Annotated in this window: 17 protein-coding genes and 1 pseudogene; 16 read left to right on the top strand and 2 right to left on the bottom strand. The window is 70.3% G+C overall.

Annotation, left to right across the window (positions count from 1 at the left end):
• The 4 genes from Q2100_RS19360 to Q2100_RS19345 all read left to right on the top strand — a co-directional run.
• Positions 1 to 1,789: transglutaminase family protein (locus Q2100_RS19360; RefSeq protein WP_302915364.1), on the top strand; the 1,789-nt coding region annotated here is incomplete at its 5' end.
• Entirely contained in the window at positions 1,789 to 4,428 is a 2,640-nt protein-coding gene (locus Q2100_RS19355; RefSeq protein ID WP_302915363.1) for a circularly permuted type 2 ATP-grasp protein, read from the top strand. The genes Q2100_RS19360 and Q2100_RS19355, both read left to right, overlap by 1 nt.
• Positions 4,425 to 5,330: a transglutaminase family protein gene (locus Q2100_RS19350; RefSeq protein WP_302915362.1), complete on the top strand. Its 906-nt coding sequence runs from the start codon at positions 4,425 to 4,427 to the stop codon at positions 5,328 to 5,330. The genes Q2100_RS19355 and Q2100_RS19350 overlap by 4 nt, the downstream gene beginning before the upstream one ends.
• Positions 5,323 to 6,399, top strand: coding sequence for a zinc-binding metallopeptidase family protein (locus Q2100_RS19345; protein WP_264015721.1), 1,077 nt, complete (start codon positions 5,323 to 5,325; stop codon positions 6,397 to 6,399). Before Q2100_RS19350 ends, Q2100_RS19345 begins: the two co-directional genes overlap by 8 nt.
• An 85-nt stretch (positions 6,400 to 6,484) precedes the next feature.
• Here Q2100_RS19345 and Q2100_RS19340 read toward each other — a convergent pair whose 3' ends face one another.
• Positions 6,485 to 7,060: a hypothetical protein gene (locus Q2100_RS19340; protein ID WP_302915361.1), complete on the bottom strand. Its 576-nt coding sequence runs from the start codon at positions 7,058 to 7,060 to the stop codon at positions 6,485 to 6,487.
• Between the two features lie 58 nt (positions 7,061 to 7,118).
• On the opposite strand from Q2100_RS19340, the gene Q2100_RS19335 reads away from it, so the two are divergent.
• From Q2100_RS19335 to Q2100_RS19305, 7 genes are all read left to right on the top strand, one after another.
• Complete coding sequence (locus Q2100_RS19335; protein WP_302915360.1) at positions 7,119 to 7,958, top strand: DUF3097 domain-containing protein; 840 nt, start codon at positions 7,119 to 7,121, stop codon at positions 7,956 to 7,958.
• A gap of 60 nt (positions 7,959 to 8,018) precedes the next feature.
• Positions 8,019 to 9,353 carry a replication-associated recombination protein A gene (locus tag Q2100_RS19330; RefSeq protein ID WP_407667659.1) on the top strand — a complete coding sequence of 445 codons (1,335 nt, stop codon included), beginning with the start codon at positions 8,019 to 8,021 and terminating at the stop codon, positions 9,351 to 9,353.
• 98 nt (positions 9,354 to 9,451) lie between these two features.
• Positions 9,452 to 9,817: an ArsR/SmtB family transcription factor gene (locus Q2100_RS19325; protein ID WP_264015729.1), complete on the top strand. Its 366-nt coding sequence runs from the start codon at positions 9,452 to 9,454 to the stop codon at positions 9,815 to 9,817.
• Positions 9,814 to 10,287 carry an SRPBCC family protein gene (locus Q2100_RS19320; protein WP_302915359.1) on the top strand — a complete coding sequence of 158 codons (474 nt, stop codon included), beginning with the start codon at positions 9,814 to 9,816 and terminating at the stop codon, positions 10,285 to 10,287. The genes Q2100_RS19325 and Q2100_RS19320 overlap by 4 nt, the downstream gene beginning before the upstream one ends.
• A 269-nt stretch (positions 10,288 to 10,556) precedes the next feature.
• Entirely contained in the window at positions 10,557 to 11,624 is a 1,068-nt protein-coding gene (locus tag Q2100_RS19315; protein ID WP_302915358.1) for a type III polyketide synthase, read from the top strand.
• Positions 11,625 to 11,627: 3 nt separating this feature from the next.
• Complete coding sequence (locus Q2100_RS19310; protein ID WP_302915357.1) at positions 11,628 to 12,131, top strand: isoprenylcysteine carboxyl methyltransferase family protein; 504 nt, start codon at positions 11,628 to 11,630, stop codon at positions 12,129 to 12,131.
• 112 nt (positions 12,132 to 12,243) lie between these two features.
• The gene (locus tag Q2100_RS19305; protein WP_302915356.1) at positions 12,244 to 14,517 is read left to right on the top strand and encodes an MMPL family transporter; all 2,274 of its coding nucleotides are present in this window, start codon (positions 12,244 to 12,246) and stop codon (positions 14,515 to 14,517) included.
• Positions 14,518 to 14,650: 133 nt separating this feature from the next.
• Here the strand turns inward: Q2100_RS19305 and Q2100_RS19300 are convergent, their stop codons facing one another.
• On the bottom strand, positions 14,651 to 14,983 hold the full coding sequence (locus Q2100_RS19300; RefSeq protein WP_264015714.1) for a GlsB/YeaQ/YmgE family stress response membrane protein: 333 nt from the start codon (positions 14,981 to 14,983) through the stop codon (positions 14,651 to 14,653).
• Between the two features lie 126 nt (positions 14,984 to 15,109).
• Here Q2100_RS19300 and Q2100_RS19295 point away from each other — a divergent pair, with 126 nt between their 5' ends.
• The 5 genes and pseudogenes from Q2100_RS19295 to Q2100_RS19275 form a co-directional block, all read left to right on the top strand.
• Positions 15,110 to 15,511 carry a secondary thiamine-phosphate synthase enzyme YjbQ gene (locus Q2100_RS19295; protein ID WP_269894231.1) on the top strand — a complete coding sequence of 134 codons (402 nt, stop codon included), beginning with the start codon at positions 15,110 to 15,112 and terminating at the stop codon, positions 15,509 to 15,511.
• A 127-nt stretch (positions 15,512 to 15,638) separates the two neighbouring features.
• On the top strand, positions 15,639 to 18,338 hold the full coding sequence (gene alaS, locus Q2100_RS19290) for an alanine--tRNA ligase (protein ID WP_302915355.1): 2,700 nt from the start codon (positions 15,639 to 15,641) through the stop codon (positions 18,336 to 18,338).
• Positions 18,339 to 18,342: 4 nt separating this feature from the next.
• Positions 18,343 to 18,867, top strand: coding sequence for a Holliday junction resolvase RuvX (ruvX, locus tag Q2100_RS19285; RefSeq protein ID WP_302915354.1), 525 nt, complete (start codon positions 18,343 to 18,345; stop codon positions 18,865 to 18,867).
• Positions 18,860 to 20,110 (top strand): endolytic transglycosylase MltG, encoded by a 1,251-nt coding sequence (locus Q2100_RS19280; RefSeq protein ID WP_264015710.1) that lies wholly within the window; start codon positions 18,860 to 18,862, stop codon positions 20,108 to 20,110. Before ruvX ends, Q2100_RS19280 begins: the two co-directional genes overlap by 8 nt.
• A 10-nt stretch (positions 20,111 to 20,120) precedes the next feature.
• Positions 20,121 to 20,474, top strand: a pseudogene (locus Q2100_RS19275) (shikimate dehydrogenase); the annotation flags it as partial.

The raw sequence follows: 20,474 nt of genomic DNA, 5'->3' as shown, positions 1-20,474 counted from the left end.
CCGCCTCGACGACGAGTCCGGCTGGGCGAGCGCCGACTGGCGGCTGCGCCGCGGCCGGATCGTGTTGCTCGACGGCAACTCGCCCGCCGGGCTGCGGCTGCCGCTCGACGCGATCAGCTGGCAGCCGCCACCCGCGACGCACGACGCCGATCCGCTGAAGCCGCGCGGCAGGCTGAAAACCGGCTCCGACGGCGAGGAGGCGGCCGTCGTCGAAGACGCCGACACCGCCCCGACCACCGCGCTGGTCGCCGAGATCCGGTCCGGGCTGCTCTACGTCTATCTGCCGCCCACCACCGAGCTCGACCACTTCGTCGACCTGATCGCCCGGATCGAGGCGGCCGCCGCCGCCATCGAGACCCCGGTGGTGATCGAGGGCTACGGCCCGCCGCAGGATCCCCGCATCACCTCGATGTCGGTCACCCCCGACCCCGGCGTGATCGAGGTCAACGTGGCCCCCACCGCATCGTTCGCCGAACAGCGCGAGCAGCTGCACACGCTCTACGAACAGGCCCGGCTCGCCCGGCTGTCCACCGAGTCCTTCGCCGTCGACGGCACCCACGGGGGCACCGGCGGCGGCAACCACATCACGCTCGGCGGCCGCACGCCTGCCGACTCACCACTGCTGCGCCGCCCCGATCTGCTGGTGTCGATGCTGACCTACTGGCAGCGCCACCCGGCGCTGTCCTACCTGTTCTCCGGCCGGTTCATCGGCACCACCTCACAGGCGCCGCGGGTCGACGAGGGCCGCTCCGAGGCGCTCTACGAACTGGAGATCGCCTTCGCGGAGATCGCGCGGCTGGCGCCGTCGTCGGGCGGCGCGCCCGGGGCGGCGAAACCGTGGATCACCGACCGCGCGCTGCGCCATCTGCTCACCGACATCACGGGCAACACCCACCGCGCCGAGTTCTGCATCGACAAGCTCTACAGCCCCGACGGCACCCGCGGCCGGCTCGGCCTGCTCGAGCTGCGCGGGTTCGAGATGCCGCCCCACCACCAGATGGCGATGGTGCAGGCGCTGCTGGTGCGCTCGCTGGTGTCCTGGTTCTGGGACGAGCCGCTGCGCGCCCCGCTGATCCGTCACGGCGCGAATCTGCACGGCCGATATCTGTTGCCGCACTTCCTGATCCACGACATCGCCGACGTCGCGGCCGATCTGCGCGCGCACGGCGTCGACTTCGACACCAGCTGGCTGGATCCGTTCACCGAATTCCGCTTCCCGCGCATCGGCACCGCCGTGTTCGGGGGCGTCGAGCTGGAACTGCGCGGGGCCATCGAACCGTGGAACGTGCTCGGCGAGGAAGCCACGGCCACCGGCACCGCGCGCTACGTGGACTCGTCGGTGGAGCGCATCCAGGTGCGGCTGATCGGCGCCGACCGGCACCGCTACATCGTCACCGTCAACGGGCAGCCGGTGCCGCTGCTGGCCACCGACAACCCCGACATCCAGGTGGGCGGAGTGCGGTACCGGGCGTGGCAGCCGCCCAGCGCCCTACACCCCACCATCACCGTCGACGGTCCGCTGCGGTTCGAACTCCTCGACACCGCCAGCGGCACCTCACGTGGCGGCTGCACCTACCACGTCTCCCACCCCGGTGGCCGTTCCTACGACACCCCGCCGGTGAACGCGGTCGAGGCGGAATCCCGCCGGAGCCGCCGGTTCGAGGCGACCGGCTTCACCGCGGGCCGCATCGACATGTCCGACATCAGGGAGAAGCAGGCCCGCCAGTCCACCGACGTGGGCGCACCGGGCATTCTCGACCTGCGCCGGGTGCGTACCGTTCTGCGTTGATGGTGCTGCACGCGAACGGTTCGTCGGAGCCGGTGCCCGCCGCCCATGACGTCGACGACGTGCTGGCGGGGTACCGCGCTGCCAGGGCGCAGCAGGCACTGTTCGACGTGGCAGGCGGCGCCGGAGCCCGCTACGACGAGTTCGTCGACGACACCGGCGACATCCGGCCGGCCTGGCGTGAACTCGCCGAGGGCATCGGCGAGCGGGGCCGCGACGGGCTGGACGGGCTGCGGTCGACCGTGCGCGGCCTCGTCGACTACGACGGCATCAGCTACGTCCAGCACGACCCGCAGGACCAGACCGTCGGCGCCTCCGCGCCGGGCCAGTGGCACCTCGACGCGCTGCCGCTGATCGTGTCGGCCCCCGAGTGGGACGGACTGGAAGCCGGACTGGTGCAACGCTCCCGGTTGCTCGACGCGGTGCTGACCGACCTCTACGGCGACCGGCGCGCGATCACCAGCGGCGTGCTGCCCGCCGCCCTGGTGTTCGCCCATCCCGGGTACGTCCGCGCGGCGCACGGCATCGTGGTCCCCGGCCGGCACCAGCTGTTCCTGCACGGCTGCGATGTCAGCCGCGACGCGGCCGGGCGGTTCATGGTGAACGCCGACTGGACGCAGGCGCCGTCCGGTGCCGGTTACGCACTCGCGGACCGGCGCGTCGTCGCCCACGCCATCCCCGACCTCTACGAGCGCATCGCGCCGCGGCCCGCGTCGCCGTGGGCGCAGGCACTGCGACTGGCGCTGATCGACGCCGCGCCCGAATCCGCCGAGGAACCCGTGGTGGTGGTGCTCAGCCCGGGCAGCCACTCCGAGACGGCGTTCGACCAGGCCTACCTCGCCAGCGTGCTGGGATTTCCGCTGGTCGAGAGTGCCGACCTGGTGGTCCGCGACGGAAAGCTGTGGATGCGCTCGCTGGGCACGCTCAAGCGGGTCGACGTCGTGCTGCGCCGCGTCGACGCCGAATACGCCGACCCGCTCGACCTGCGCGCCGACTCCCGCCTCGGCGTGGTCGGACTGGTCGAGGTGCTGCGCCGCGGCGCCGTCACTGTCGTCAACACCCTGGGCAGCGGAATCCTGGAAAGCCCTGGGCTGCTGCGCTTCCTGCCCGAACTGGCCCATTCGCTGCTCGACGAGACGCCGCTGCTGGAGACCGCACCGCTGTATTGGGGCGGCATCGACCTCGAGCGTTCCCACCTGCTCACGAAGCTGTCGTCCCTGTTGATCAAGTCCGTCACCCGCGACGAGGTCGTCGTCGGCCCGCAGCTCTCGGTGCGCCGGCGCGAGGAGCTGGCCGCGCGGATCGAGGCCGCGCCGTGGCGGTGGGTGGGCCAGGAGCTGCCCCAGTTCTCCTCGGCGCCCACCAACCACCTCCGCGGCGGGTTGTCGGCGGCTGCCGTCGGGATGCGGCTGTTCACCGTCGCCCAGCGCAGCGGTTACGCCCCGATGATCGGCGGGCTGGGCTACCTGCTCGCACCGGGCGCGGCCGCATACGAGATGAACACCGTTGCGGCCAAGGACGTGTGGGTACGCACCTCGACCCGGGTCCGGGCCGAGCGACTGCCTGCCGGGTTGCCTGCGATGACACCGAGCCCGACCCGTGCGGTGAGCTCGCCGCGCATGCTGTCGGACCTGTTCTGGCTGGGACGCTACGCCGAACGCGCGGAGCACACGGCGCGGCTGCTCACGGTGACCCGCGAGCGCTATCACGAGTTCCGGTACCGGCCCGACCTCGCCGGCGGCGAGTGTGTGCCGGTGCTGCTCACCGCGATCGGACGGATCACCGGGACCGACACCGGCGCCGACGGCGACGACCACGAGATGATCGCGATCGCGCCGACCACCCTGTGGTCGATCACGGCCGACCGGCACCGCCCGGGCTCGCTCGCCCAGGCGGTGGAACGGCTCGGCCTCGCCGCGCGCTCGGTGCGCGACCAGCTGTCCAACGACACCTGGATGGTGCTGGCCACCGTCGAGCGCGCGGTGCTGCGACCACCGGGACCGCCACCGGAGTCGCAAACCGAGGGCGAGGCGTATCTCGTTGCCGCACATCGGCAGACGCTGGCGGGCATGCTGGCCCTCGCGGGGGTGGCCGCCGAGTCGATGGTGCAGGACGTCGGGTGGACGATGATGGACATCGGCAAGCGCATCGAGCGCGGTCTCGGCCTGACGGCGCTGCTGCGCGCCACGCTGACCACCGCGCGGCACGCGGCGGCCGAGCAGACCATCACCGAATCCGCATTGGTGGCGTGCGAGTCGTCGATCAGCTACCGGCGCCGCACCCTCGGCGCGGTGAGCGTGTCCGCCGTGGCGGACCTGTTGCTCTTCGACTCGGAGAACCCGCGCTCGCTGGTGTATCAGTTCGACCGGCTCCGGTCCGGGCTGCGGGTGCTGCCGGGGTCGTCGGGGTCGTCGCGGCCGGAGCGGCTGGCCGAGGAACTCGCCATCCGGCTGCGCCGACTGGATCCGGCCGACCTCGAGGACGTCGACGACGAGGGCATGCGTCCCGAACTCGTCGCGCTGCTGACCGATCTGCACACCGGGTTGCGCGAACTGTCCACGGTGATCACCGCCACGCACCTGTCGCTGCCCGGCGACATGCAGCCGCTGTGGGGGCCCAGCGAGCGCCGGGTGCTGCCGTGAGCGCCGGCCCGTCGACCCGCACCTACCGCATCGATCACCGCACGGTGTACCGGTATTCGGACGTGGTGACCAGTTCGTACGGCCGGGGCTTCCTCACCCCGCGCGACCTGGCCGGCCAACGGTGCCTGACCCACGAACTCGTCGTCGATCCCGCGCCCGCCGACAGCTCGACCAGCCGCGACGGGTACGGGAACCTGAGTTCGTACTTCCACGTCACCGAGCACCACGACACGCTGAGCGTGACCAGCACGTCGCTGGTGGAGGTCGACCCGCCGCCGGCGGAGCTGTACACCGGCGGCTCGGCCAAGGCGCCGTGGGAACTCTCCCGTCCCGTCGGCCCCGACGCCGCGCTCGCCACCGAGTTCGCCCTCGACCTGCGTCCGCCGGAGATCACGGCGGCGGTACGGGACTATGCCGCACCCAGCTTCACGCCCGGCAGGCCGCTGGTCGAGGTGCTGCGCGAGCTGACGTCGCGCATCCATGCCGACTTCACCTACCGTTCGGGCTCGACGACCGTCTCGACCAGGGTCGACGAGGTTTTGGTTGCGCGAGAAGGGGTATGCCAGGACTTCGCGCGCCTGGCGATCGCCTGTCTGCGCACTCACGGTCTGGCAGCCAGCTACGTCTCGGGATACCTGGCGACCGACCCCCCTCCGGGAAAGGAACGCATGATAGGCGTTGACGCGACCCATGCCTGGGCATCGGTGTGGACTCCGCAGGACCAGTGGCTGAGCCTGGACCCGACCAACGACAAGATGGTCGACGAACGTTACGTGGTGGTGGGTTTCGGCCGCGACTACGCCGACGTCCCGCCTCTGCGCGGCATCATCTACACCGAGAGCGAGAGCAGCGTCATCGAGGTGGCGGTCGACGTGGCGCCGGTTGGTGTCGGGAATGCGTGACTTCACCTGCCCCAACTGCGGTCAGCGCCTGGCGTTCGAGAACTCGCTGTGCCTGAATTGCGGCAGCAGGCTGGGCTTCTCGCTGGAGGACATGGCACTGCTGGTGATCGCGCCGGAGGAGGAGAGCGAGCACGCGGGCGCGGTGGACGAGAGCCGCTACCAGTTGTGCGCCAATCTGTATCTGGCCAAGTGCAACTGGCTGGTGGAGAAGGCGCCGGTGCGGCGGCTCTGCACGTCGTGTGCGTTGACCCGCACCCGGCCCAACGACGCCGACACCAAGGCGCTCCCGGCGTTCGCGGCCGCCGAGAAGGCCAAGCGCCGGATGATCGTCGAACTGCACGAGCTGAAGTTGCCGATCGTCGGCCGCGACGCGGACCCCGACTACGGCCTGGCGTTCGACCTCCTGTCGAGTGAATTCGAGAAGGTCTTCACCGGCCATGCCAACGGGGTCATCACCCTCGACCTCGCCGAGGGCGACGACGTGCACCGCGAACAGTTGCGGGTCGCGATGGACGAGCCGTACCGGACACTGCTCGGCCACTTCCGCCACGAGATCGGGCACTACTACTTCTACCGGCTGGTCAGCCCGTCGCCCGACTACCTGGCGCGGTTCAACGACCTGTTCGGCGACCCGGACCTGGACTATCAGGCCGCGCTCGACCGCCATTACAACGAGGGCGCGCCCGCAGGCTGGGAGAAGGACTACGTCTCCTCCTACGCCACCATGCATCCCGCAGAGGACTGGGCCGAGACGTTCGCGCACTATCTGCACATCCGCGACACCCTGGACACCGCGGCGGCGTTCGGGTTCGCTCCCGCGGGCGCGACGTTCGAGCGCAAGGTGCTGGGGCCCAGCGGCTTCGACACGATCATCGACCTGTGGCTGCCGTTGGCCTGGTCGCTGAACATGGTGAACCGCTCGATGGGCCGCGAGGACCTGTATCCGTTCGTGCTGCCGCCGCCGGTGCTGGAGAAGATGCGGTTCGTCCACGCCGTCATCGACGAGATCACCAGTGATCCCGTCAAACTCGAGTCGGTCAGCGCCTCACAGCAGCAGACCCAGGGCTGAGTTTTCCCGCGAGCAGACGCAAAATCGCGTCCTTTGCGCTTGATCAGTGCGAATTCGTGTCTGCTCGCGGTGGGTGGTTCGCGCCTCAGGCGGTGTGGCGCAGATAGGCGCGGCCGCGGGGCGACAGGCGGTAGCCGACGTCGAGGCTGATCGTCAGCCCGAGGCCCTTGAGCTGACGCACCCGCCGCTTGAAGCGCGGCACGTCCAGGCCGACCCGCTCGGCGAGATCCGGTGCGCGCACCGCCTCGTCGGCGCCGATCATCTCCAGGTACTGCCGGGTCCAGGGTGTTCCCGACGCGTCCCAGCGCGCCAGCCGCGCGCTGATCGCCGCCAGGTCGTCGGGGGTCAGCCGGTCGTCGGCGGCCAGGTCGGGCCGTTCGTCGGGCGCCAGGTAGGACACCGAGATCAGGTAGGTGTGCTCGGCCGGCCTGCGGTCCAGCTCGGCCTGCGCGGTCCGCGCGTCCGCGAACCCGGCGGCGCGGGCCTGCGCCGCGGTGACCCGGTACCGCGCCGGGCGCTCGACCACACCGTCGATGCGGATGGTTCCCGCCGGTGTGCGCTGGGTGCCGCCCACCTTCGCCCGTGGCACATCCCACCGCCGCAGCACCAGCGTGATCGTGCCGTCGGCGATGCCCCGGGCGGTGGCCTGGTTGATCAGCACGCCGGTGATCGTATGTCGCAACCGGAGATCGGGGCCCCGCGTTCCTAGGATCAGCCGGGTGAACGATCGCTACGGCCCCGACATCCTCGCCCGTGACCCGCACAGGTCCAAGCGTGTCCTGTCCACCGAACAGCCCGTCGAGCGCGACATGGTGGTCGAGGACGCGCAGAGCGGCTTCGTGGGCGCCGTCGTGCGGATCGAGAGGGGGCGGGTGGACCTCGAGGACCGCAACGGTCGCGTCCGGTCCTTTCCCCTCGGGCCCGGTTTCCTGCTGGAGGGCAAGCCGGTCATCCTCACCGCCCCGCGCGGCCCGGCGGCCGTGCCCGCCCGCACCGCGTCGGGGTCGGTCGCCGTCCCGAAGGTCCGGGCGCGCACCGCGCTGGCCAGCCGCATCTACGTGGAGGGCCGCCACGACGCCGAACTCGTCGAGCAGGTGTGGGGTCACGATCTTCGTGTCGAGGGCGTGGTCGTAGAGCACCTCGGCGGCGTCGACGATCTGGCCGCGATCGTGACCGACTTCGCGCCCGGCCCCGGCCGGCGCCTCGGCGTGCTGGTAGACCACCTGGTCGCCGGGTCCAAGGAGTCGCGCATCGCCGACGCGGTGCGGCGCGGTCCGGGCGGGACGCACACCCTCGTCGTCGGCCACCCCTACATCGACATCTGGCAGGCCGTGAAGCCGGCCCGGCTCGGAGTGGCGGCGTGGCCCGACGTGCCCCGCGGCGTGGACTGGAAACACGGCGTCTGCGAGGCATTGGGCTGGCCGCACGCCTCGCAGGCCGACATCGCCGGCGCGTGGCGACGCATCCGCGGGCGGGTACGGGACTGGACCGACCTCGAACCGGCGCTGATCGGCCGTGTCGAGGAATTGATCGACTTCGTCACCCAGCCCGCGCGCTAGCGGTGCGGGTTCCTGCGCGCTGACCCATTCCGTGTCCGGCGGGCGTGGTATGCCTGAAGCGTGTCCGACGGCCTGTTCGACGTGTCCGACGGCGGTGCGCCCGTCGACCGGCCACCCGGCAGGCCCGCGCCGGCGTCGCCGCTGGCCGTGCGGATGCGGCCGGCGACCCTCGACGAGGTCGTCGGCCAGCAGCACCTGCTTCAGCAGGGCTCGCCGATGCGTCGGCTCGTCGAGGGCTCCGGCGCCGCGTCGGTCATCCTCTACGGCCCGCCGGGCACCGGCAAGACCACACTCGCGTCGCTGATCTCGCAGTCCACCGGCCGACGCTTCGAGGCACTGTCGGCCCTGTCGGCCGGCGTCAAGGAGGTGCGCGCCGTCATCGACGTCGCGCGCCGCGCCGCCGCGCACGGCGACCAGACCGTGCTCTTCATCGACGAGGTGCACCGGTTCTCCAAGACCCAGCAGGACGCGCTGCTGTCGGCAGTCGAGAACCGGGTGGTGCTGCTCGTCGCGGCGACCACGGAGAACCCGTCGTTCTCGGTGGTGGCGCCGCTGCTGTCCCGGTCGCTGATCCTGCAGCTGCAACCGCTGACGCCCGACGACATCCGCGCGGTGGTGCGCCGCGCCGTCGAGGATCCGCGTGGCCTCGGCGGCGCGGTCGAGGTCACCGAGGACGCCGTCGACCTGCTCGTGCAACTGTCGGCCGGCGATGCCCGCCGGGCGCTCACCGCGCTCGAGGTGGCCGCCGAGGCGGGTGAGCGGGTCACCGTCGAGACCATCGAGCAGTCGCTGGACAAGGCGGCGGTGCGCTACGACCGCGACGGCGACCAGCACTACGACGTCGTCAGCGCCTTCATCAAGTCGGTGCGCGGCTCCGACGTCGACGCTGCGCTGCACTACCTGTCGAGGATGCTGGTGGCGGGGGAGGACCCGCGGTTCCTGGCGCGCAGGCTGATGATCCTGGCCAGCGAGGACATCGGGATGGCCGATCCGACGGCGCTGCTGACGGCCGTCGCGGCCGCGCAGACCGTGCAGCTGATCGGTATGCCGGAGGCACAGTTGACGCTCGCGCACGCGACGGTGCACCTGGCGACCGCGCCGAAGTCGAATGCGGTGACGACGGCGCTGGGCGCGGCGATGGGCGACATCCGCGCCGGCAAGGCGGGCATGGTGCCTCCGCACCTGCGCGACGGCCACTACTCGGGTGCGCAGAAGCTGGGCAACGCCGTGGGCTACCGCTACGCCCACGACCATCCGGACGGCGTTGTGCCACAGCAGTATCCGCCGGACGAGCTGGTCGGCACCGATTATTACCGGCCGACCGCGCGCGGAGCCGAACGCGAGATCGCCGGGCGGTTGGAGCGGCTGCGCGCCATCATCCGCAAGAAGCGCTGAACGCCCCTTCCGGCGCAATCGAATCCACTCTTGACACCCCTCACCGTCGCGCCTAACCTTGTAATCAACCAATTCATTGATCAAGCATGAGGTTGATAATGGCGGGCGGCGAGGACGACCGGTTGAACCGGGCGTTCCTGGCGCTGGCCGACCCGGTGCGGCGGGCGATCGTGGCCCGCCTCTCCCGGGGGCCTGCCACGGTCAACGAATTGGCCCAACCGTTCGACATCACCAAACAGGCTGTCTCGAAACACATTCAGGTGCTCGAATCGGCAGGGCTGGTCACCCGGACCCGCGACGCTCAGCGTCGCCCCGTCCATCTGGACGCCGCCGCCCTCGAGCGGCTGACTGCCTGGATCGACACCTACCGGCTCAACGCCGAACGCAGCTACCGCCGGCTGGACGACGTGCTGGCGGGATTGTCCGAAGAGAACACCGACACCGAAAGAGGAAAGACATCATGACGAAGGCACTCGAACTCAACGCCCCGGTCGACACGCTGGCCATGGAGTTCACCCGGGACTTCGACGCCCCGGTGCAGGCGCTGTTCCGGGCACACGCCGAGCCCGAGCTGGTCCGGCAATGGCTCGGGCCGCACGGTGTGGAGATGACCATCGACCGCTGGGATTTCCACACCGGCGGCGGCTACCGGTACCTGCACAGCGACGGTGACGGCGAGTACCGGTTCAACGGGGTGTTCCACACCGTTCGCGACGGCGAGCTGATCATCCAGACCTTCGAGTACGAGGGCTTCCCCGACAGCGTCAACATCGAGTACCTGTGGTTCGAGGATCTCGGCGGAAACCGCAGCCGGCTGCGTGGCCGGTCGATCTGCCCGACCACCGACGCCCGCGACGGGCTGCTGTCCTCGGGCATGGAGGGCGGCATGACCGAGGGCTACGAGCGGCTGGACGCGCTACTGCCGACGCTGTGAATTCGCTGGGATGATTTCCGGACGGCTGACAGCGATTCGCCATTCGCCGTCCATTCATCGCACAGAATTCGGTGCGTGCCTGTGAATTGGCGCCGAGGGCCTGTGCGGTAGTGCGGTTATTGCCAGAAAACATCGGTCCTGGCCTTATACGCTTGATTCGGCGCATCTTCGCTCGAGTGTAGGAAAATTCACGGCCGGGCCGGAAAATGGACTAATAGCGGGAAATCGCCGTTACACGTCCCATGACCGATACTGCAATTTCCGAAACAATGGACGCCACCGCCTTTCCCGGCGCACCGCATATTGCCGGCACGGCGATGGCGTTCACGCCCTACCGCTACACACAGGACGAGGTGGCCCGCGAGCTCACCGACTTCACCGACACCGGATTCGCCCGGTTCGCACGCACCAGCGGTGTCGAACACCGCAACCTGGCGCTGCCGATCCAGCGATACCCGGAACTGAGCGGGTTCACCGAGGCCAACACCGCCTATGTCGAGGTGGCGACGGAACTGGGTGAGCGCGCTGTCCGCACGGCGCTGCACGCCGCGGCCATCCGGCCCGACGAGGTGGATCTGATCGTGTGCGTGTCGAGCACCGGGGTCGCCGTGCCCACCATCGACGCCGCGATCAGTTCCCGCATCGGATTCCGGCCCGACGTCAAGCGCGTACCGCTGTTCGGACTCGGGTGCGTCGCCGGCGCGGCGGGCATGGCGCGCGTGCACGACTACCTGCGCGGATACCCGACGCACGTCGCGGTCCTGCTGTCGGTGGAGCTGTGCTCGCTGACGCTGCAACGCGACGACGCCTCGATTCCGGCGCTGATCGGGGTGTGCCTGTTCGGCGACGGAGCGGCCGCCGTGGTGGCCACCGGCGCACGCCGGGCGGGCGCGGCCGCACATCCCGGGCCCCGCGTTCTGGGCACCCGCAGCACGCTGTTCCCCGACACGGCCGACGTGATGGGCTGGAACGTCAGCGCCAGCGGGTTCCAGCTGGTGATGTCACGCGACGTGCCGAGAATGGCGGCCGACCATCTCGGCGACGAGGTGACGCGGTTCCTCGCCGACCACGGCCTTGCGGTCTCCGACATCTCCACGTGGATCTGTCATCCGGGCGGCCCCAAGGTGCTCGAGGCGATCCAGGATGCCGTCGGCGTCCCCGCCGAGGCGCTGCGGCACAGCTGGGACTCGATGCGAGACAACGGCAACATCTCGTCGGCCTCGGTGCTCGACGTCCTGGGCCGCACGATCGCCGGACGGCCGCCCGACGGATCGCTCGGTCTGATGCTCGCCATGGGCCCGGGCTTCAGCTTCGAACTGCTGCTGCTGAGCTGGTGAGCCATGGCGTATCTGGTGTTCATCCTCGTGATCGCGGCCGAGCGGCTGGTCGAGCTCGTGGTGGCCCGCCGCCACGCCCGCTGGTCGATCGCCAACGGCGGCAGGGAATTCGGCCGCAGGCACTATCCGGTGATCGTCGCGAGCCACGCACTTCTGCTGGTGGCCTGCCTCGTCGAGGTGTACGGCGGGCACCGCCCATTCATCCCCTGGCTGGGCTGGCCGATGGTCGCCGTCGTGGTGGCGAGCACCGGCGTCCGGTGGTGGTGTGTGGCCACGCTCGGCAGGCACTGGAACCCGCGGTTGATCGTCATTCCAGGCGCTCCGCTGGTCCGTCGCGGCCCGTACCGCTGGATGCACCATCCGAACTACACCGCGGTCGCCGCAGAGGTGGCGGCTCTGCCGCTGGTGCACTCGGCATGGCTGACCGCGATCGTGTTCACCGTCGTCAACGCGCTGGTGCTGACCGTCCGGATCCGGGCCGAGAACCTCGCCCTGGGATACGCATGACCCGTGAGACGCGGACGAAAAGGCAGGCGGCCGAGGGGAGCCCACCGATCGGGCGCCCCTTCGGGCAGGATGTGCCGGTGCACAGCGCATCGCGTACCGGCGCCGGACCGGTGTGACCTTGGACGTGCGCCATCCGGGCGTCCTGGCGGGCCTGGCCCGTGCGGCGACCGCCGCACCGCGGCGAATCCTCGTCATCGCCGTGCTGACGGTGGTCGCAGCGGGCATCTTCGGCGTCCCCGTTGCGGGCAAGCTCGCCGCCGGCGGGTTCCAGGACCCCGGCTCCGAATCGGCAAGGGCCGCCGAGCTCTTGACCGAACGGTTCGACAGAGGCGACGCACAACTGCTCATCACGGTGTCCTCGCCGGACGGTGCGCGCAGCGCCGCCGCCACCTCCGTCGCCAATGACGTCGTGGCGAAGCTACGCAGCTCACCCGACGTCGCGTCGGTGACCTCGGCCTGGACGGCGCCGGGACCCGCCGCGGCCCGGATGTTCAGCGAGGACGGCCGGTCCGGGCTGGTGATCGCGGGGGTGACCGGTGGCGAGAAACAGGCCGACGGCAACACCGCGGCCCTCGTCGACGCGATCGGCGGCGAGAGCTTCGAGCGCAACGGGGTGAGCGTGCGCGCCGGTGGTGTCGCGATGGTCAACGAGCAGGTCACCGCACAGTCTCAGCGCGATCTGCTGCTCATGGAGTCGATCGCGATCCCGTTCAGTTTCCTTGTGCTGGTGTGGGTGTTCGGCGGACTGCTGGCCGCCGCGCTGCCCCTTGCCGTCGGGGTGATCGCGATCGTCGGCGCACTGGCGGTGCTGCACGCCATCACGTTCGCCACCGATGTGTCGATCTTCGCGCTCAACCTCTGCATGGCGATGGGTCTGGCCCTGGCGATCGACTACACGCTGCTGATGATCAGCAGGTACCGCGACGAACTGGCGGACGGCGCACATCCCGACGAGGCCGTGCTGCGCATGATGATGACCGCCGGCCGCACGGTCGTCTTCTCGGCGACGACGGTGGCGCTGCCGATGGTCACCATGGTGCTGTTCCCGATGTACTTCCTGAAGTCGTTCGCATACGCCGGTGTCGCGACGGTGGTGTTCGCGGCGGTGGCGGCGCTGGTGGTGACCCCCGCGGTCATCGTCCTTCTCGGTGATCGCATCGACGCGATGGACGTGCGTCGCCTGGCGCGACGCATCCTCCGCCGCGGCGACCCGGCGCCGCGACCGGTGCAGCGCCAGTTCTGGTATCGGTCAACGCACTTCGTCATGCGGCGGGCGATCCCGATCGGACTGGCAGGGATCACGTTGCTGCTGGTGCTCGGCGCGCCGTTCCTGGGTGTCCGCTGGGGTCTGCCCGACGACCGGGTGCTGCCCGCGTCGTCCTCCGCGCACCAGGTGGGTGACCAGCTGCGCGACGGGTTCGCCGACGACCCGGCGACCGACGTGACCGTCGTGCTGCCGGACTCCGGCGGGATCACCCCCGACGAACTCGGCCGCTACGCCGCCGAACTATCCCGCGTGGCCGACGTCACGGCGGTGTCGGCGACGGTGGGCACCTTCGTCGACGGCCGGGCGGCAGGCCCGCCGACAGCGGCCGCCGGTGAGCGTGACGGCAGCGCGTTCCTCACCGTCGCCACCGATGCGCCGCTGTTCTCCGACCGCTCGGAACAGCAGCTCGACCGCCTGCAGGAGGTCGCCGCGCCTGGCAGCGGGCAGGTCCAGCTGGCCGGGGTCGCGCCATCGAACCGCGACAGCGTCAGGGCCATCACGTCCCGGTTGCCGATCGTGCTCGGCCTGGTCGCGCTGTCCACCTACTGCCTACTGTTCCTGTTGACCGGCAGCGTGGTGCTGCCACTGAAAGCCGTTGCCCTGAACATCCTCTCGCTGACCGCGGCGTTCGGCGCGATGGTGTGGATCTTCCAGGACGGCCACCTCGGCGCCTTCGGCACCACTCCGACGGGGACCCTGGTCGCCAACATCCCGGTGCTGCTGTTCTGCATCGCATTCGGGCTGTCGATGGACTACGAGGTCTTCCTGATGTCGCGGATCCGCGAGTTCTGGCTGGCCTCCGGGCGCACGGCGGCCGACGTCACCGAGAGCGTCGCGCTCGGGCTGGCACACACCGGCCGCGTCATCACCGCGGCCGCGGCGGTGATGTCGATCTCGTTCGCCGCGCTGATCGCGGCGAACGTCTCGTTCATGCGGATGTTCGGTCTGGGACTCACACTGGCGGTCCTGGCCGATGCGACCCTGGTGCGGATGATCCTGGTGCCCGCCTTCATGCGCGTCCTCGGACGCTGGAACTGGTGGTCGCCCGGACCTCTCGTGCGGTTGCACGACCGGCTCGGGCTGCGTGAAGGGCCGCTGGTGGTGACGTCCGACAGGTGACCGAGCAGCGACCGCCGGACGCCGAGCGTGCGGGTCGTCGTCGAGCGAAAGCCGACCCAGCGACGAGACGGCCCACACTCGGCGAAAAAAAGTCCCGGCTGACCGTAGCCAGCCGGGACCGAGTGCGAAGAGGTCAGCGGAACATGGACCGGCGACGGCCACCAAGCGCGCCGCCACGGCTGCCACCCATGACGCCGGTACGGCGACGTCCCATCAGCGCGGCGACCAGGGCCACGCCGAGCGCGGCGACGATGACCTGGACCAGCAGTTCCAGCCAGTCGATCCCATTCGTCGCGGTGGGGATGCCGATCGCGCGGGCGATGGCGGTGCCGATGAACGCCGACACGATGCCGACGAGCACGGTGATCAGGAATCCGATCGGCTGGCGGCCGGGTAGCGCCAGGCGGCCGAGAACGCCGACCACGACGCCGATCAGGATTGCGGTGATGATGCCGGTGGGTGTCATTTCTCCTCCAAGGGGAAGTGTGGCTGGAGCTGAATTACCCTTGGCCCGCCGAAAATAAACGCGAGCGTCAAACGGCCCGCGCGGCGCTGGTGGAGGCCGCGCCCGCCGGCTCGTAGGCTCGACGGCATGGACACCGATGTACTCGACGTCGACACCACACGCCGCCGCATCGTCGACCTGACCGACGAGGTGCGCGCGTTCTGCGGCGACCACGGTGACGGCCTGTGCAACATCTTCGTGCCGCACGCGACCGCAGGCGTGGCGATCATCGAGACCGGCGCGGGCTCCGACGACGACCTGATCGACACGCTGGAGGCGCTGCTGCCGCGCGACGACCGGTACCGCCACGCGCACGGCTCACCCGGACACGGCGCCGACCATGTGCTGCCGGCTCTGGTGGCCCCGTCGGTGACGGTCCCGGTGCAGGGCGGCCGCCCGCTGCTCGGCACCTGGCAGAGCGTGGTGCTCGTCGACCTGAACAGGGACAATCCGAAGCGTTCGGTGCGGCTCAGCTTCCTCGGCGCCTGAGCCGGGGCCCGACCGGGCGGCTGCGTCGTCACGGGGTTCGGCGGGCCGGTGGGCCGGCACCGTCGACCGGTACTGTGGTGCGGTCGATTTGTTCGCGACCACGACTACCAGCGAGGACAGCAGGAACGTGCAGACACACGAGATCAGGAAACGCTTCCTCGATCATTTCGTGAAGGCAGGTCACACCGAAGTGCCCAGCGCTTCGGTGATCCTCGATGACCCCAACCTGTTGTTCGTCAACGCCGGCATGGTGCAGTTCGTGCCGTATTTCCTCGGCGCGCGCACCGCGCCGTGGGACCGCGCGGTGAGCATCCAGAAGTGCATCCGCACACCCGACATCGACGAGGTCGGCATCACCACCCGGCACAACACCTTCTTCCAGATGGCCGGCAACTTCTCGTTCGGCGACTACTTCAAGAAGGGCGCCATCGAGTTCGCCTGGACTCTGCTGACCAACCCGCAGGACCAGGGTGGTTACGGCCTCGACCCGGAAAGACTGTGGGCGACGGTCTATCTCGACGACGACGAGGCCATCGCGCTGTGGCAGGAGGTCGCGGGCCTGCCGCTCGAGCGGATCCAGCGCCGGGGGATGGCCGACAACTACTGGTCGATGGGTATTCCCGGACCCTGCGGGCCGTCGTCGGAGATCTACTACGACCGCGGACCCCAGTACGGCGTCGAGGGCGGCCCCGAGGCCAACGAGGACCGCTACATCGAGATCTGGAATCTCGTGTTCATGCAGAACGAGCGTGGCGAGGGCACGTCGAAGGAGGACTTCGAGATCCTCGGCCCGCTGCCGCGCAAGAACATCGACACCGGCATGGGCGTCGAGAGGGTGGCGTGTCTGCTGCAGGACGTCGACAACGTCTACGAGACCGACCTGCTGCGCCCCGTGATCGACCTCGTCGCGGGCATCGCGCCGCGCGGCTACGGGGCGGGCAGCCACGCTGACGACGTGCGATACCGCATCATCGCCGACCACAGCCGCACCGCGGCGATCATCATCGGCGACGGCGTCAGCCCGGGCAACGAGGGCCGCGGATACGTGCTGCGGCGATTGCTGCGCCGGATCATCCGCTCGGCGAAACTGCTGGGCGTCGAACAACCGGTGATGGCCGACCTGATGACCACGGTGCGCGACGCGATGGGTCCGTCGTACCCGGACCTGGCCGCCGACTTCGACCGCATCCAGCGCATCGCCGTCGCCGAGGAGACCGCGTTCAACCGGACGCTGGCCTCTGGCTCGCGGCTGTTCGACGAGGCCGCCCGCAGCACCCGCGCGTCCGGTGCCACGGTGCTGTCCGGCAACGATGCGTTCACCCTGCACGACACCTACGGCTTCCCCCTCGAGCTGACCCTGGAGATGGCCGCCGAGGCCGGCCTGAGCGTCGACGAGGAGGGCTTCCGCGGACTGATGGCCGAGCAGCGCCGGCGCGCCAAGGCCGACGCCGCCGCGCGCAAGCAGGCGCACAGTGACCTGTCGGCGTACCGGGAGCTGGTCGACGCAGGGCCGACCGAGTTCACCGGCTTCGACGAATTGTCCACCGAAGCAACAATTCTCGGCATCTTCGTCGACGGCCGCCGGGTTCCGGTGGTCACCCACTCCGGCGACGGTGAGACCTCGCCGGGGCGCGTCGAGTTGGTGCTCGACCGCAGCCCGTTCTACGCGGAGTCGGGTGGGCAGATCGCCGACGAGGGAACCGTCACGGGGACAGGCGCGTCTGGGACGGCGAAGGCGGCGGTCACCGACGTGCAGAAGATCGCCAAGACGCTGTGGACGCACCGGGTGAACGTCGAATCCGGCGAGTTCGTCGAGGGTGACACCGTCGTCGCCGCCGTCGACCCGCGCTGGCGGCACGGTGCCACCCAGGGACACTCGGGCACGCACATGGTGCACGCCGCGCTGCGCCAGGTACTCGGCCCCAACGCCGTGCAGGCCGGCTCTCTGAACCGGCCGGGCTACCTGCGCTTCGACTTCAACTGGCAGGGCGCGCTCACCGACGATCAACGCAGCGAGATCGAAGAGGTCACCAACGAGGCGGTCGAAGCCGACTTCGAGGTGCACAGCTTCACCACCGGACTCGAGCGGGCCAAGGCGATGGGCGCGATGGCGCTGTTCGGCGAGAACTACCCCGAGGAGGTGCGTGTCGTCGAGATCGGCGGACCGTTCTCCATCGAGCTGTGCGGCGGCACCCATGTGCGCAATTCGGCACAGATCGGTCCGGTCACCATCCTCGGCGAGTCGTCCGTCGGCTCCGGGGTGCGCCGCGTCGAGGCCTACGTCGGCCTCGACTCGTTCCGCCACCTCGCCAAGGAGCGGGCGCTGATGGCAGGCCTCGCATCGTCGTTGAAGGTGCCCTCCGAAGAGGTGCCCGCCAGGGTCGCCACGCTGGTGGAACGGCTGCGGGCAGCGGAGAAGGAACTGGACCGCATGCGGCTGGCGAACGCGCGCGCCGCCGCGGCGAACGCCGCCGCCGGTGCTGATCTTGTCGGTAAGGTGCGTGTCGTGGCGCAGCGGATGGCCGGCGGGATGTCGGCGGCGGATCTGCGCAGCCTCGTCGGCGACATCCGCGGCAAGCTGGGCGCCGAACCGGCCGTCGTCGCACTGGTCGCCGAGGGCGACAACGACACCGTGCCGTTCGTGGTGGCCGTCAACCCGGCCGCACAGGATCTCGGCCTGCGTGCCGACGACCTGGTCAAGACATTCGGTGCGGCGGTCGGCGGCCGTGGGGGCGGCAAGGCCGATCTGGCGCAGGGTTCCGGTAAGGGGGCGGCGGGGATCGACGCGGCGATGGCCGCGTTGCGCGCCGAGATAGGCCGGAGCTGACTTGGTGGCCGACACCGATCACCGGCTCCCGGATCGGCCCGGGGCAGCGGGCGGTGACCCCGATCCGGGTCGCGGCCGGCGCGTCGGCATCGACGTCGGGAGCGTCCGGATCGGCGTCGCCGTGAGTGACCCCGACGCGATCCTGGCCACGCCGGTCGAGACGGTGACGCGTGACCGCCGCCGCAAGGACCGCCACCTGCGACGGCTGACCGAGCTGGTCGGCGAGTTGGCGGCGGTCGAGGTGGTGGTTGGCCTGCCGCGTACGCTCGCGGACCGGACGGGTCCGGCCGCCCAGGACGCGATCGCGCTCGCCGACGAACTGGCGCGGCGGGTGTCGCCGGTGCCGGTGCGGCTGGCCGACGAACGGCTCACCACCGTGTCGGCGCAGCGTTCGCTGCGCGAGGCCGGGGTACGGGCGAAAGGGCAGCGGGCCATCATCGACCAGGCCGCCGCCGTGGGAATTCTGCAGAGCTGGCTGGATCAGCGGCGCGCGGCCCTGGCGGCGCCCGGAGAGGGCGTGGATGACTGAGAACTGGAACGGCCGGAGCAGGGCGGAGCCGGTGGCGGTGGGACCGCCACGGCGCCGGATGAGCCGGTCCGACCGGATGCGCGCGGACCGCATCCGGCGCAAGCGGCGCGTCACGAGGGCGTTCACCCTGACGCTGCTGGTGGTCGTGATCGTCGGCGCGGTGTTCCTCGGCTCGAAGCTGTGGCACGGCATCTTCGGCGGCGGCGGGGAGGACTTCGCCGGTGACGGTGTCTCCGACGTCGTGATCCAGGTCCAGGACGGCGACTCGACGACGGCGATCGGCGAGACGCTCGCCGAGAACAAAGTCGTCGCCACCGTGCAGTCGTTCGTCAACGCCGCGGCGGGCAACTCGGCCATCTCGGCGATCCAGCCCGGCTTCTACAAGCTGCGCACCGAGATCTCGGGCGCCAGCGCCGTCGAACGCCTCGTCGACCCGGGCAGCCGCGTCGGCAAGCTGGTCATCCCCGAGGGCCGCCAGCTCGACGACGTGCGCGACGTCAAGACCAACGCCGTCACCGAGGGCATCCTCACCCTCGTCTCCAAGGCCACCTGCGTCGACCTCGACGGCGCAGAGCGCTGCGTGGCCGCCGACGAACTGCGTCAGATCGCCGGTTCGGCACCGCTGTCCGCCCTGGCCGTGCCCGAGTGGGCCGTCCAGCCGGTGACGGCGATGGGTGCCGACCACCGTCGCATCGAGGGCCTGATCATGGCCGGGGCGTGGAACATCGACCCGTCGGCCACACCGACCGAGATCCTGTCGACCCTGATCGGCGCGAGCGCCACACAGTACGCGCAGGCGGGCATCCAGGAGACCGCGACGGCGATGAACCTGTCGCCCTACCAGGTGCTGACGGTGGCCTCGCTGGTGCAGCGCGAGTCCAAGCCGGAGGACTTCGCGAAGGTGGCCCGGGTCATCTACAACCGGCTGGCCGAGAACCGCACCCTGGAGTTCGACTCCACCGTGAACTACCCGCTGGACCGGATCGAGGTGGCCACCACCGACGGCGACCGGGCCCAGGGCAACCCGTGGAACACCTATGTGCGGCCGGGACTGCCCGCCACGCCGATCTGTTCACCGAGCCGGCCGGCGCTGGTGGCCGCCGAGCAGCCCGCCCCCGGTGACTGGCTGTACTTCGTGACCATCGACATGCAGGGCACCACCCTGTTCACCCGCGACTACAACCAGCACCTGGCCAACATCGAACTGGCGCAGCGCAACGGTGTGCTCGACTCGGCACGGTAGCTCCGACGAGGTGCGCCGGGCCGCGGTACTGGGCTCGCCGATCGCGCACTCGCGGTCGCCGCAGGTGCACCTGGCCGCCTACCGGGCGCTCGGGCTCGACAGCTGGACCTACGACCGGATCGAGTGCACCGCCGATCAGCTGCCCGAACTGGTGGGTGGCCTCGGCCCCGAGTGGGTGGGCCTGTCGGTGACCATGCCGAACAAGTTCGCGGCGCTGCGCTTCGCCGACGAGCGCACCGAGCGCGCAGACCTCGTCGGCTCCGCCAACACCCTGGTGCGCAGCGGCCGGGGCTGGCGGGCCGACAACACCGACGTCGACGGCATCGTCGGCGCACTCGGCAGCGCCTCGGGCCACGCGATGGTG

The sequence above is a fragment of the Mycolicibacterium arseniciresistens genome (assembly GCF_030519285.1).
GTDB classification, from domain to species: domain Bacteria; phylum Actinomycetota; class Actinomycetes; order Mycobacteriales; family Mycobacteriaceae; genus Mycobacterium; species Mycobacterium arseniciresistens.
This window is presented reverse-complemented; position numbering and strand designations above follow the sequence as displayed.